Annotated in this window: 12 protein-coding genes; 5 read left to right on the forward strand and 7 right to left on the reverse strand. The window is 59.6% G+C overall.

All coding sequences use genetic code 11. The features are described 5' to 3' along the window. Positions 1–21: 21 nt before the first annotated feature. The gene (locus tag ACA064_RS03955) at positions 22–969 is read right to left on the reverse strand and encodes a LysR family transcriptional regulator (protein ID WP_497672211.1); all 948 of its coding nucleotides are present in this window, start codon (positions 967–969) and stop codon (positions 22–24) included. A 163-nt stretch (positions 970–1,132) separates the two neighbouring features. Between ACA064_RS03955 and ACA064_RS03960 the strand changes: the two genes are divergently transcribed. Next, on the forward strand, positions 1,133–2,659 hold the full coding sequence (locus ACA064_RS03960; RefSeq protein ID WP_497672212.1) for a CoA-acylating methylmalonate-semialdehyde dehydrogenase: 1,527 nt from the start codon (positions 1,133–1,135) through the stop codon (positions 2,657–2,659). Between the two features lie 14 nt (positions 2,660–2,673). Next, positions 2,674–3,561, forward strand: coding sequence for a 3-hydroxyisobutyrate dehydrogenase (mmsB, locus tag ACA064_RS03965; RefSeq protein WP_497672213.1), 888 nt, complete (start codon positions 2,674–2,676; stop codon positions 3,559–3,561). 283 nt (positions 3,562–3,844) lie between these two features. On the opposite strand, the gene ACA064_RS03970 is transcribed toward mmsB, so the two are convergent. Next, positions 3,845–4,189, reverse strand: coding sequence for a cupin domain-containing protein (locus ACA064_RS03970; RefSeq protein WP_158830155.1), 345 nt, complete (start codon positions 4,187–4,189; stop codon positions 3,845–3,847). A 301-nt stretch (positions 4,190–4,490) separates the two neighbouring features. Between ACA064_RS03970 and kynB the strand changes: the two genes are divergently transcribed. Then, the gene (kynB, locus tag ACA064_RS03975) at positions 4,491–5,156 is read left to right on the forward strand and encodes an arylformamidase (RefSeq protein ID WP_497672214.1); all 666 of its coding nucleotides are present in this window, start codon (positions 4,491–4,493) and stop codon (positions 5,154–5,156) included. Beyond that, a complete protein-coding gene (gene kynA / locus ACA064_RS03980; protein WP_497672215.1) occupies positions 5,153–6,007 on the forward strand; it encodes a tryptophan 2,3-dioxygenase in 855 nt (284 codons plus the stop codon). The genes kynB and kynA overlap by 4 nt, the downstream gene beginning before the upstream one ends. Positions 6,008–6,185: 178 nt before the next feature. Here kynA and ACA064_RS03985 read toward each other — a convergent pair whose 3' ends face one another. The 4 genes from ACA064_RS03985 to antA all read right to left on the reverse strand — a co-directional run bounded on the left by ACA064_RS03985 (position 6,186) and on the right by antA (position 10,597). Then, on the reverse strand, positions 6,186–7,589 hold the full coding sequence (locus ACA064_RS03985; protein WP_497672216.1) for an amino acid permease: 1,404 nt from the start codon (positions 7,587–7,589) through the stop codon (positions 6,186–6,188). An 84-nt stretch (positions 7,590–7,673) separates the two neighbouring features. After that, positions 7,674–8,696, reverse strand: a complete 1,023-nt coding sequence (antC, locus tag ACA064_RS03990; protein ID WP_497672217.1) for an anthranilate 1,2-dioxygenase electron transfer component AntC — start codon at positions 8,694–8,696, stop codon at positions 7,674–7,676. An 18-nt stretch (positions 8,697–8,714) separates the two neighbouring features. Continuing rightward, complete coding sequence (gene antB, locus ACA064_RS03995; RefSeq protein WP_497672218.1) at positions 8,715–9,206, reverse strand: anthranilate 1,2-dioxygenase small subunit; 492 nt, start codon at positions 9,204–9,206, stop codon at positions 8,715–8,717. Positions 9,207–9,208: 2 nt separating this feature from the next. Further along, positions 9,209–10,597 carry an anthranilate 1,2-dioxygenase large subunit gene (gene antA / locus ACA064_RS04000; RefSeq protein ID WP_497672219.1) on the reverse strand — a complete coding sequence of 463 codons (1,389 nt, stop codon included), beginning with the start codon at positions 10,595–10,597 and terminating at the stop codon, positions 9,209–9,211. A gap of 524 nt (positions 10,598–11,121) precedes the next feature. Here antA and ACA064_RS04005 point away from each other — a divergent pair. Continuing rightward, on the forward strand, positions 11,122–12,132 hold the full coding sequence (locus ACA064_RS04005) for an AraC family transcriptional regulator (RefSeq protein ID WP_497672220.1): 1,011 nt from the start codon (positions 11,122–11,124) through the stop codon (positions 12,130–12,132). Here ACA064_RS04005 and ACA064_RS04010 read toward each other — a convergent pair. After that, the gene (locus tag ACA064_RS04010; RefSeq protein ID WP_497672221.1) at positions 12,129–13,004 is read right to left on the reverse strand and encodes a LysR family transcriptional regulator; all 876 of its coding nucleotides are present in this window, start codon (positions 13,002–13,004) and stop codon (positions 12,129–12,131) included. The genes ACA064_RS04005 and ACA064_RS04010 overlap by 4 nt on opposite strands. Positions 13,005–13,112: the final 108 nt, after the last annotated feature.

Genomic DNA, 13,112 nt, shown 5'->3' on the forward strand with positions numbered 1-13,112 from the left:
CTTGATTGTGCTGAGCGCCGATCAGTCGGCGAACAGCATCGACCGGGTTTCGCCCATCAACAGCCCTCGATTCTCCTCGGTCACGCTACGGATGTAGTCCCACAACAGGGTGATCCGCTTGAGCTTGCGCAGGTCCTCGCGGCAGTACATCCAGAATTGCCGGGTGATGTTGATCTCTTCCGGCAGCACCGGCAGCAGGCGCGGGTCCTGGGCGGCGAGAAAACACGGCAGGATCGCCAGCGAGCGGCCCTGTTGCGCGGCGACATACTGGGCAATCACGCTGGTGCTGCGCAGGGTGGCGCTGGCGCCGGGCAATACGTTCGCCAGGTAAAGCAGCTCCGAGCTGAACGCCAGATCGTCGACATAGCTGATGAACTGATGCTTGCCCAAGTCGGCCGGGCGGCGGATCGGTGGGTGTTTGTCGAGGTAATCCTGGGTCGCGTACAGCTGCAACCGGTAGTCGCAGAGTTTGCAGCACACGTACGGCCCGTGCTCCGGGCGTTCGAGGGCGATGACGATATCCGCCTCGCGCTTGGACAGGCTGATGAAGTGCGGCAGCGGCAGGATGTCCACCGAGATCGCCGGGTAGGTGTCGACGAAGTGGCTCAGCTGCGGGGTGATGAAGAAGCTACCAAACCCTTCGGTGCAGCCCATGCGCACATGGCCCGAAAGCGCAACCCCGGAGCCCGAGACCTGCTCGCAGGCCATATGCAGCGTGCTTTCGATCGACTCGGCATAGCCCAGCAGACGTTGACCTTCGGCAGTCAGCACAAAGCCGTTGGTTCGCGATTTTTCGAACAGCAGGGTGCCCAGTGCACCTTCCAGTGAACTGATGCGCCGCGACACCGTGGTGTAGTCCACCGCCAGGCGCTTGGCGGCCGTGCTGGCCTTGCGTGTACGGGCGACCTCGAGGAAGAACTTCAGGTCGTCCCAATTCAAAGAACTTAAAGACGTGATGTTTTTTTGCATGTTGGACCGGCTTTTATGTGCGTTCTTATTAGAAGTTTGCACATCTATACTCCAAAAACAGTCCGATAACCAATTCAGGACGCATGCCTCATTTCAAGGCGAAAACACGCCTTGGCTGTCTGCATCACCACTCTCTTCAATAACAAGAAGCCAGGAGACCATCATGAACGCATCTCTCACGCCAGACGAAACCACCCTGCAACGGGTCAAGCTGCTGATCGACGGCGAATGGGTCGAGTCGCAGACCACCGAGTGGCACGACATCGTCAACCCGGCCACCCAACAAGTGCTGGCCAAAGTCCCGTTCGCTACCGCCGCTGAAGTCGACGCCGCGATCGGCGCCGCCCATCGCGCCTTCCAGACCTGGAAGCTGACGCCGATCGGCGCGCGGATGCGCATCATGCTCAAGCTCCAGGCGTTGATTCGCGAACACTCCAAACGTATTGCGGTAGTCCTCAGCGCCGAGCAGGGCAAGACCATTGCCGACGCTGAAGGCGATATTTTCCGTGGCCTGGAAGTGGTCGAGCACGCCTGCTCCATCGGCAGCCTGCAGATGGGCGAATTCGCCGAGAACGTCGCCGGTGGCGTCGATACCTACACCCTGCGTCAGCCGATCGGTGTCTGCGCCGGGATCACCCCGTTCAACTTCCCGGCGATGATTCCGCTGTGGATGTTCCCGATGGCCATCGCCTGCGGCAACACCTTCGTGCTCAAGCCTTCCGAGCAGGACCCGATGTCGACCATGCTGCTGGTTGAGCTGGCGCTGGAAGCCGGCGTTCCACCGGGCGTGCTCAACGTAGTGCATGGCGGCAAGGACGTGGTGGATGCGCTGTGCACCCACAAGGACATCAAAGCCGTGTCGTTCGTCGGTTCGACCGCGGTCGGTACCCATGTCTACGACCTGGCCGGTAAACACGGCAAGCGCGTGCAATCGATGATGGGCGCAAAAAACCACGCGGTGGTGCTGCCTGATGCCAATCGCGTACAAGCACTCAACGCTTTGGTCGGTGCCGGGTTCGGCGCTGCCGGCCAACGCTGCATGGCGACTTCGGTCGTGGTGCTGGTGGGCGCGGCCAAGCAATGGCTGCCGGACCTCAAGGCACTGGCGCAGAAACTCACCGTCAATGCCGGCAGCGAGCCAGGCACCGATGTCGGTCCGGTGATTTCGAAAAAGGCCAAGCAACGTGTGCTGTCGCTGATCGAAGCGGGGATCAAGGAAGGCGCGAAACTGGAACTCGACGGCCGTGACGTCAAGGTTCCGGGGTTCGAACAGGGCAACTTCATTGGCCCGACCCTGTTCTCTGGCGTGACCACCGACATGCAGATCTACACCCAGGAAATCTTCGGTCCGGTACTGGTGGTGCTGGAAGTCGATACCCTTGATCAAGCCATTGCGCTGGTCAACAGCAACCCGTTCGGCAACGGCACCGGCCTGTTCACCCAGAGCGGCGCAGCAGCGCGTAAATTCCAGACTGAAATCGATGTTGGCCAGGTCGGCATCAACATCCCGATTCCAGTGCCGGTGCCGTTCTTCAGCTTCACCGGTTCCCGTGGTTCCAAGCTTGGCGACCTCGGCCCGTACGGCAAACAAGTGGTTCAGTTCTACACTCAGACCAAGACAGTCACCAGTCGCTGGTTCGACGATGAGAGCGTAAACGACGGTGTTAACACCACCATCCATCTGCGCTGATCAAGGAGAAGAGCATGAAGATTGCATTTATCGGTCTGGGCAACATGGGCGCGCCGATGGCGCGCAACCTGATCAAGGCCGGTCACCAACTGAACCTGTTCGACCTGAACCAGGCCGTGCTCGCCGAACTGGCTCAGCTGGGTGGCACCATCAGCACTTCACCTCGTGAAGCGGCTCAGGGCACCGAGTTGGTCATCACCATGTTGCCGGCCGCCGCCCATGTGCGCAGTGTCTGGTTGGGTGAAGACGGCGTGCTGGCCGGGATCGCCAAGGGTGTGCCAGCGGTGGATTGCAGCACCATCGACCCGCAAACGGCTCGCGATGTAGCGCAAGCTGCGGCCAGGCAAGGCGTGGACATGGCCGATGCACCGGTCTCCGGCGGCACCGGTGGCGCCCAGGCAGGCACCCTGACCTTCATGGTCGGGGCGACGCCGGGGCTGTTCGCCACCTTGCAACCAGTGCTGGCGCAAATGGGCCGCAACATTGTCCTTTGTGGTGAAGTCGGCACCGGGCAAATCGCCAAGATCTGCAACAACCTGCTGCTGGGGATTTCCATGGTCGGCGTCAGCGAAGCCATGGCGTTGGGCGACGCATTGGGAATCGACACCCAGGTGCTGGCCAGCATCATCAACAGCTCGACCGGGCGTTGCTGGAGTTCGGAGATGTACAACCCATGGCCGGGCATCGTCGAAACGGCGCCAGCCTCGCGCGGTTACACCGGCGGTTTCGGTGCCGAGCTGATGCTCAAGGACCTGGGCCTGGCGACTGAAGCCGCGCGTAAGGCGCACCAGCCGGTGGTACTCGGCGCAGTGGCCGAGCAGCTGTATCAGGCGATGAGTCAGCGTGGGGAAGGTGGCAAGGACTTCTCGGCGATCATCAACAGCTATCGCAAACCCCTGTAGGAGCTGCCGGAGGCTGCGATCTTTTCGCAGGCAACCCGGTAGCAATCTTCCGAGAGCCCACATAGGGTGGGCTCTCGGATTCTTTGCGTTTGGTTGGCCAGATACATTGCCCCAAGCGAGCGCTATACCTGTGGCGAGGGGGCTTGCCCCCGTTCGGCTGCGAAGCAGTCGTAAAACCTGCGGACGCTATCTACCTGAAAAACCACAGTTGCAGATTTTAGGGCCGCTCCGCGCCCCAGCGGGGGCAAGCCCCCTCGCCACAAATTTTCGCCAGACGAAAGATCTAGGCAAACACGAAATACTTGCGCACTGTCTCGACCACTTCCCAAGTACCCGTCATCCCCGGCTCGATGACGAAAATATCACCCGCCCGCAGATGGATCGGCGCCATGCCGTCCGGGGTGATCACGCAGTAACCTTCCTGGAAATGGCAGTATTCCCACTTCACATACTCGACCCGCCATTTGCCCGGGGTGCAGATCCAGGTGCCCATGATCTTGCTGCCGTCTTCGCTGGTATAGGCGTTGAGGTTGACGGTGTGTGGGTCGCCTTCGAGCTTTTCCCATTTGCAGGCATCGAGCACAGGCAAGGGGTGGGTGTCGCGAAGAACGGTAATCGGTGCGGACATGATGACTCCGAGCGGTAGGGAGAACTGAAGTCGCACCCTATAGCGCTTGGCGAGGTGCCAGTTGTCTGTGCTCGACACTGAGCTGTCCAGAAACGCAGCGACCGTCATGCATCCACGCCATCGTTCGGCGGAGGAAATCAGGCTGTTGAACCGCCTGTTCTTTTCATTGAAATTTCCTCTCGGTAAATGCCTGATTCTTGGCAGTATGTGCGAAAAAATTGAGCCTTCCCGAAGGCATTCGCAAGAATATTCACAGGTATCACTCGTATCATTCACTTCGGAACAGGCCGAGAACTTTGCAATGAAAAAAACCATGTCGTGGTGGGATATCAGCCCGCCCTTGAGTATCGCGACACCGACCTGGCCGGGTGACACACCATTTCAGGAGGAGCGCGTCTGGCAGTACGGACCCGAGTGTCCGGTGAATGTCGGGCGCATCACCCTGTCGCCTCACACCGGTGCCCATGTCGATGCGCCGCTGCACTACAGCGCTGACGGTGCGGCCATTGGCGATGTGTCGCTCGATATCTACATCGGTCCCTGCCGTGTGTTGCATTGCCTGGACAGCGGCCAGCTGGTGCACCCTGAGCAGCTTGAAGGTCGTTTGCAAGACCTGCCTGAACGCGTGCTGCTGCGCACCTATCGCCAAGCGCCGTTGACCACTTGGGACCCGGACTTCACCGCAGTCGCCAAAGAAACTGTCGATCTGCTGGCGAGCCTCGGCGTGCGTTTGATCGGCATCGATACGCCGTCGCTCGATCCGCAGCAATCCAAGACCATGGATTCACACAATGCCGTGGCCCGCCACGGCATGGCGATCCTCGAAGGCATCGTGCTCGATGAGGTCCCGGAAGGGGACTATGAATTGATCGCGCTGCCGCTGCGCTTCGCCAATCTGGACGCCAGTCCGGTCAGGGCGATTTTGCGTCCACTGAATAAACTGCCACTTGAGGAGCCTGCTCAATGAGCCAATGTCCCTATTCACCTGCCAACCAGAAAGAGGAATGGCATAACGCCGAGCTGAATTTTTCCGATTCCATGAGCTACGGCGACTACCTGGATCTCGGCCGTATTCTCAGCGCTCAGCACCCCTTGTCTCCGGATCATAACGAGATGCTGTTTATCATCCAGCATCAGACTTCGGAGCTGTGGATGAAGCTGATGCTGCATGAGCTCAAGGCCGCTCGCGAACACCTGAGGCTGGGAGAGTTGCCGCCTGCTTTCAAGATGCTGGCACGGGTCTCGCGGATTTTCGATCAGCTGGTGCATGCCTGGACAGTGCTGGCCACCATGACCCCCACCGAGTACCACGCCATACGGCCATTTCTGGGGCAGTCCTCGGGCTTCCAGTCGTTCCAGTACCGCGAAATCGAGTTCATTCTGGGCAACAAAAGCGCGACCCTGCTACGTCCCCACGCCCACCGGCCGGAGCTGCTGCAAGAACTTGAAAAGGCGATCGCCACCCCTTCACTGTATGACGAAGCGATCCGCTTGATGGTCGATGCTGGCCTGACCATCGATCCGCAACGCTTCGAGCGCGACCCCAGCAGCCCTACGGTGCATGACGCCTCGGTCGAAGCGGCCTGGCGCGTGGTCTATACCGATCCTTCGCAATACTGGGACCTGTATCAATTGGCCGAGAAGCTTATCGACCTTGAAGACTCGTTCCGTCAATGGCGCTTCCGGCATGTGACCACGGTGGAGCGAATCATTGGTTTCCAACCGGGAACCGGCGGCACCGAAGGCGTCGGCTATCTGCGCAAGATGCTCGATACCGTGCTGTTCCCGGAATTGTGGCGAGTTCGCTCAACGCTCTGACCCCGGATAAACAAACGGCCCGGCATTTATCGAATGCCGGGCCGTTTTTATTTGTGTGACCGCCAAAGATTTTCGGCGCGGGCCAGATAGCCAAGATCGCAGCCTGCGGCAGCTCCTACGGGGATTTGCATACACCCTGTAGGAGCTGCCGCAGGCTGCGATCTTTTCGGGCCTGACGCTATTGAGTCACTGGCAGAGTCCGACTCCTGGCCACCCGCATCCGATAGAAACCGTAAATAACCAACACCCACACCGGCATGGCAAAAACCGAGGCGCGTACCCCCGGGATCATCAACAATACGCAGATGATCATCGCCATGAAGGCCAGGCACAGGTAGTTGCTGAAGGGAAACCAGAACGACTTGAAGCTTGGCACTATGCCTTGCTGGCCCATGATTTTGCGAAACTTCAGATGGGTCAGGCTGATCAGCGTCCAGTTGATCATCAGCGATGCAACCACCAGCGCGAACAGCAACTCAAGCGCATTCTGCGGGGCAACGTAATTAACCACCACGCACAACATAGTGACCAACGCCGATATGCCCAACGCCCGCAACGGCACACCCTGTTTGTTCAGTTTCATCAGCGCCTTGGGCGCGTCGCCCTGTTCGGCCAGGCCGTAGAGCATGCGGCTGTTGCAGTAGACGCCGCTGTTATAGACCGAGAGTGCCGCGGTGAGCACCACGAAATTAAGGATATGCGCGGCGATATCGCTGCCGATCAGGGAGAAGATCTGCACAAACGGGCTGCCGCTGTAGGCATCGCCGGAAGCGCCCAGGGTCTGCAGCAACTGATCCCACGGATACAGCGACAGCAGCACGGTGAGTGCGCCGACGTAGAAGATCAGCACGCGATAAACCACCTGGTTGATCGCCTTGGGAATCACCTTCCTCGGTTCGCTGGCTTCGGCGGCGGTGATGCCGACCAGTTCCAGGCCGCCGAAGGAGAACATGATGAAGGCCATCGCCATCAGCAAACCGCTGCTGCCATTGGGGAAGAAACCGCCGTGGCTCCACAGGTTGCTGACCGAGGCCTGCGGGCCGCCGGTGCCGCTGAACAGCATGTAGCAGCCCAAGACAATCATGCCGATGATTGCCACGACCTTGATGAGCGCGAACCAGAACTCCATCTCGCCGAAGACTTTGACGTTCATCATGTTGATCAGGTTGACCAGCACGAAGAACACCGCCGCACTGACCCAGGTGGGGACCTCCGGCCACCAGAACTGCACATACTTGCCCACGGCCGTCAGTTCCGCCATGCCGACCAGTACATAGAGCACCCAGTAGTTCCAGCCGGACAGAAAGCCGGCATAACCGCTCCAATACTTGTGGGCGAAGTGACTGAAGGAGCCGGCCACCGGTTCCTCGACGATCATCTCGCCCAACTGGCGCATGATCAGGAAGGCGATGAACCCGGCAATCGCATAGCCGAGGATCATCGACGGTCCGGCTGACTTGAGTACTCCGGCGGAACCCAGGAATAGCCCGGTACCAATGGCTCCGCCCAATGCGATCAGCTGAATATGACGATTTTTCAACCCCCGCTTGAGCTCGCCCTGTTGCAAGATTTCATCCGCCATCTGGATCCCTTCTAGTTGTTATGGTCAGGCTAGGTTTGGTTGCGTTGCGTGAGTTTATTCAATCCCGGCGCTTTTTTTGAGTATTCAAACATTGCTCTCGGTAAATTTCTCGTAATACAGGTGCACGCTGTCGAGCTTCTGGCTCTGCAACCAGCTCTTGATCGACTCGACCATGGGCGGTGGCCCGCAGACGTACATGTCTACTGCTGCGTCGCGCAGTTCGCTGGCGTCGAAATGCTCGGCGATGTAGCCGCGCTTTCCGCCCCAGCCGGGCGCGGGCTCACTGACCACCGGGGTGTAGCGAAACCCCGGGATGCGTTCGGCATAGGCCTCGATTCGCACGCTTTCGCACAGATCGGCAGCATCCCGTACGCCGTAGTACAGGTGCACGGGTTGCTCGCAGCGGCGTTCGGCAATTTCGTCGAGCATGCCCAGCAACGCGGACAACCCGGTGCCACCGGCCACCAGGATCAGCGGCCTGGCGATGTGACGAAGATAGAATGCACCCAGAGGCGCCTCCAGGCCGATTTCGTCGCCCACCTGGCAGCGTTCACGGATGTAATTGCTCATCACCCCGTCGGGCAACAGACGAATCAGGAACTGCAGTTGATTGCGGGCGCTCGGTCGGTTGGCGAATGAATAGGAGCGCTTGCTCGCTGTCCCCGGAATCAGCAGCCGGGCGTATTGCCCCGGGAGGAAGTCCAGTGGTTGATCGGCCGTGCCCAGATCCAGATGCAGGATCGCCGTGCTCGCCGAGACCTGACTGACTTCAGTAACTTTACCGCTCAGTTGTGCAGGGCCTGAGGCATTGCACAGGCTGGAGGCGAAGTCGAAATAAAACGTCGCGTCGGATTTCACCCGGGTCTGGCAGGTGAGCATTTTGCGTTGTTGCAGGTCCAGGCTGGAGAGTGCCTCTTCATCCACATAGTCCTGGCTGTAATCGCCCGATTCGCAGCGGCCCTGGCAGGTGCCGCAGACGCCCTCGCGGCAATCCAGTGGAATATTGATGCCGTTGCGCACGGCGGCGTCGAGCAGTATTTCATTGGCCTGTACGGGAAAGAACAGCGTTTTGCCGTCGGCAAAGCTGAACGCGACCTTGTGATTCATGCCCTGGTCTCCATGGATTCAGAGGTGGTAGAAATCGAGCACCGAGTTGATGGTGTCGTTGAGCAGCAGCACATGCTTGCGGGTGATCAGCCAGCTGTCTGCGTGGGGCTTGAGGCGATAGGTCGCGCGGCCGTAGAACTGCTCGGAAGTGGCCAGGCGATAGAACAGCGTGTGCCAGTTCAGCCGCACCTCCAGCTCACCACCCTCGAGTTCGCCGATGCGCAGGTTATTGACCAGGTGCAGCGTGCGCGGCATCGGAGTCGCCGAGGCGGCCTTGCCGGTGCGCAGGCGGAACACCCGGTCTTCCAGGCCCGAACGGTTCGGGTAATAGATCAGCGACATCTCGCGCTTGGGATCCTGGGTGTAGACGTGCTCCGAGTCCCATTGCGGCAGGTGGAACTCGCTATTCTCGTCGAACAGCTGGATGTAGGCGTCCCAGTCCTGGGCGTCGCACAACTCGGATTTGCGATAGAAAAACTGTTCGATCTGGTACTGCAATTGCGCATTCATTTTCACACCTCACGCAGCTTCAGGGATTTCGCTTCCAGGCCATCGAGCAGAAACCTCTGCCAGTTGCTGTGCTGGTTGACATAAAGCCCCTCGTGGGTGAATTCGGTGCCGGTCATCGCCGGCATGATGCCAATCGACTCGCTGTTGGGCGTGGCGCCGGTAGCCCATTGATGGCTGCCGCGGGAAATATCGCTCCAGCGCTCCAGGCGAGCCTGGAAACCACGCTGGGCTTCACGGAATTCCACCAGGTCATCCGGGGTGCCGAGCCCGGACACGTTGAAGAAGTCTTCGAACTGCCGAATCCGGTTCTCGCGGTCGGCGTCCGACTCGCCTTTAACCCCGAGGCACTGGCTGATGATTTCGGTCTTGTTCCAGGCCACCGGGCGAATGATGCGCAGCTGCGAGCTGATCTGATCGAGGAAAAACAGGCTGGGATAAATGTTCAAATTGCGCAGGCGATGCATCATCCATTCAGCCTTTTGCTGGCCATGTTCTTCGATCAGCCGCGGCATGATCGTGGCGTATCCGGAGCGCACTGCCGGGTTCGGCATGTCGCTGAACAGCAGGCTGTGGCCATTGTCGAAGGCGAACCAGCCGTCATCGGTGTTGGCGTCGCCGGCACCGAGTTTGCTGTAGTCCAGGGTGGTGCCGCTGCTGGTGCCGTTCTCGCTGTTGACCTGTTGGCGGTGCTGCACGGTGGCCACGTAGTTATAGTGAACGGTGCTGACGTGATAGCCATCGAGGCCGTTTTCGTTCTGCAGTTTCCAGTTGCCGTCGTAGGTGTAGGCCGATTTGCCGGGCAGCACTTCCAGCTCACCAGTAGGCGACTGCGCGACCATCATGTCGAAGAACACTTTGGCATCGCCGAGGAAGTCTTCGAGGCTGTTAGCGCCGTGCACATCCAGGCTGATGAACACAAAACCCTTGTAACTCTCGATGCGCGCCTTCTTCAGGCCGCGAGTGGCCTTGTCGAAACCTTCCGGGTATTCGCCGGGCGCCTTGACCTTGACCAGGCGACCGTCGCTTTTGTAGCACCAGGCGTGGAACGGGCAGGTGAAGGTCGACTGATTGCCCTTGCCGACCCGGGTCAGGGTCGTGCCGCGATGCTGGCAGGCATTGATCAAGGCGTTGAGCTGTCCGTCGCCGTCACGGGTAATGATCATCGGCTGGCGCCCGGCACGCATAGTGATGAAGTCGTGATTGTTGGCCAGCTCGCTTTCATGGCAAGCGTAGATCCAGTTCTTCTCGAAGATCAGCTCCATCTCCAGATCGAACAACTGCGGCTCGGTGAAGATGTCACGGGCAATCCGGAACACGCCGTCTGCCGGACGGAAGTCCAGGCAGCCTTCAATAAACGCTTTCCACTGCTCGACGTTTTTTGCGCCACTCATGGGTGTGTACCTTTTTTTATTCAGGCCAATCGGTGCGCTCATTAGAGAGATTCGGGCGGGCAGGGGTCTATCCGGTTAATCGGCGAAGGCAGTCCATAAAGTTCGGCGGCTGGTCAGTCGAGCAATGGGGTGGCCCCAAAAGATCGCAGCCTGCGGCAGCTCCTACGGGGTCGCGTGTTTCTGCCCATTCACGGGTGTACTCGGTCGGCGTAGGAGCTGCCGCAGGCTGCGATCTTGGCGATCTCGCGCGCGCCGGGTAACACCCCCGTGCACCGAACTGAGCAGCTACTACTCAAGCCCTTGCACCAAGCGATAAACGGCTGCCCCTGTTTGCAGCAATCAGGTACTGTTTTGCGGGGCGCCGATGGCGTACCCCAGCTTCAAACCAGCCGCGTTATCCGCTTAGTCGATGATTGCTATCCACTGGGTTGGCACCGCCGGTTTGTGGCTTGGAACTTGCTCTTTTCAAGCCTGATGCGTGCCGTTAGAGCGCGCTAAAAAAATATTGCCGTGGGTGCGCCGTGATGAGTAGCAACGCTGATCCGCAGTTTCGCGACATTCGTATCGATCGCTATGACCTCGAGGGTGCGCGGAGCTGGATGTCCGGCATCTGCGGGCCGCACCGACTGCAAACCTCGACCCCCGAGCGGATCCGCTTCCATCACAGCGCCAATGTGTTCAAGTCCATGGCCACGACCCTGGGCACTATCGAATACGGTACCGATGTCACCGTCGACATCGAAGACGCCGAGCACTTCAGCAGCTACAGCCTGAGCCTGCCGCTGGTGGGTGAGCAGGAGTTGAGCAAGAACGGCACGCTGTTGAAATCCAATCGCGATCAAGGGGTGATCATTTCCCCGAACGAGAGCCAGATGCTGGCGATTTCCGGCGACTGTCGCAAAGTCCAGGTGGTGATCACCCGCGCCGCCATGAGCGAGTCCCTGGAAGGCATGCTGCAGCGACCGCTGGATGCGCCGCTGCGTTTTGAGCCGGTGATGGATGCGGTCGATGGCGCCTCGGCCTCGTGGTGGCGCATGGCGCGTTATTTCATCGCCGAGCTGGAACGCAGCAGTGAACTCTATGAGCAGGTCGCCTTCACACGGGACATCGAAAGCTCATTGATCAAAGGCTTGATCCTCGCCCAGCCGAACAACTACTCCGAAGAGCTGCGGGATGTGTTGGGGGTGAAGCTGCCGCACTACCTGATCAGGGCCAAGCAGTACATTCACGACAACGCCCGGGAAGCGCTGCATCTGGAAGACATCGAAGCTGCTGCCGGCGTCTCGCGTTTCAAGCTGTTCGAGGCGTTCAAGAAGTACTTCGCCCTGTCGCCGATGGTCTACCTGAAAAAATACCGCTTGAACGCCGTGCGTCAGGACATTCTTGAGCACGGCTCGGCGCGCAATATCTCCGAGATCGCCATGGGCTGGGGCTTCACCCACCTTGGTCGGTTTTCCGCCGAGTACCGCAAGTTGTTCGACGAGTCACCGAGCATGACCGTGCAGCGTCACGAGGCCCGGCGCATGCAGCTCTAGAGCAATTCTTCAATCAACTGCAGGCAATGATTGAGCCCCGGCGACTGGTCCGCGACCCGGCGACTGAGAATGATCGGCGAGGTGGCGGTGGCCTCGATCAACGGGGTATAGCCGATATCGGCGCGGTGCAGCACCTGGACCGAAGCCGGCACCAGCGTGGTGCCCATGCCGGCCGCGACCAGGCCGATGGCGGTCTGCAGCTCATTGGTCCACTGCGATACCTTGATACTCAGCCCGTGAGCATCGAACAGCGCGATCACATGGTCGGCGTAGCTCGGTCGGGGGTTTCCCGGATAGAGCACGAAAGGCTCCTTGGCCAGTTCGGCAAGAGTCGTCGGCCCGGCCAGCAACGGGTGACCGGCGGGCAGGACTGCAACCAGTCGATCCTCGATCAGTACCCGCTGCGAAATCGCCGGATCGTCGATGCGGATGCGGCCGAAGCCGACGTCAATCCTGCCGGCCTTGAGTGCCTGGACCTGTTGCAGGGTGGTCATTTCCGACAGGCCCAGTTCCAGCTCCAGGGCGTCGTTGTTGCGCAGCCGACGAATCAGCTCCGGTAACATGCCATACAAGGTCGAAGGGGCAAAGCCGATGCCCAGCCAGGTCTTCTCGCCCAACCCGATGCGACGGGTGTTGTCACAGACTTTGCCCAGTTGCTCGAGCAGGACCTTGGAATGTTCATAAAAAAAACGCCCGGCTTCGGTCAATCGCAGCGGCCGACCGCGCTCCAGCAGCACCACGCCCAACTCGTCTTCCAGCTGCTGAATCTGCCGGCTGAGAGGCGGCTGGGCGATATGCAGACGCTCGGCGGCGCGGGTGAAGTTGAGGGTCTCCCCCAGAACCTGGAAATAACGCAGATGGCGAAGCTCCATGGAGACTCCTCAAAGACAATGGTTCGGTACGCTGCATACCCTCAGGGTATGGATCGAGACCAATTCTATATTGGAACCTACAAACAATGGCGACCAGAATCGGGGGAA

The sequence above is a fragment of the Pseudomonas sp. LBUM1658 genome (assembly GCF_059716055.1).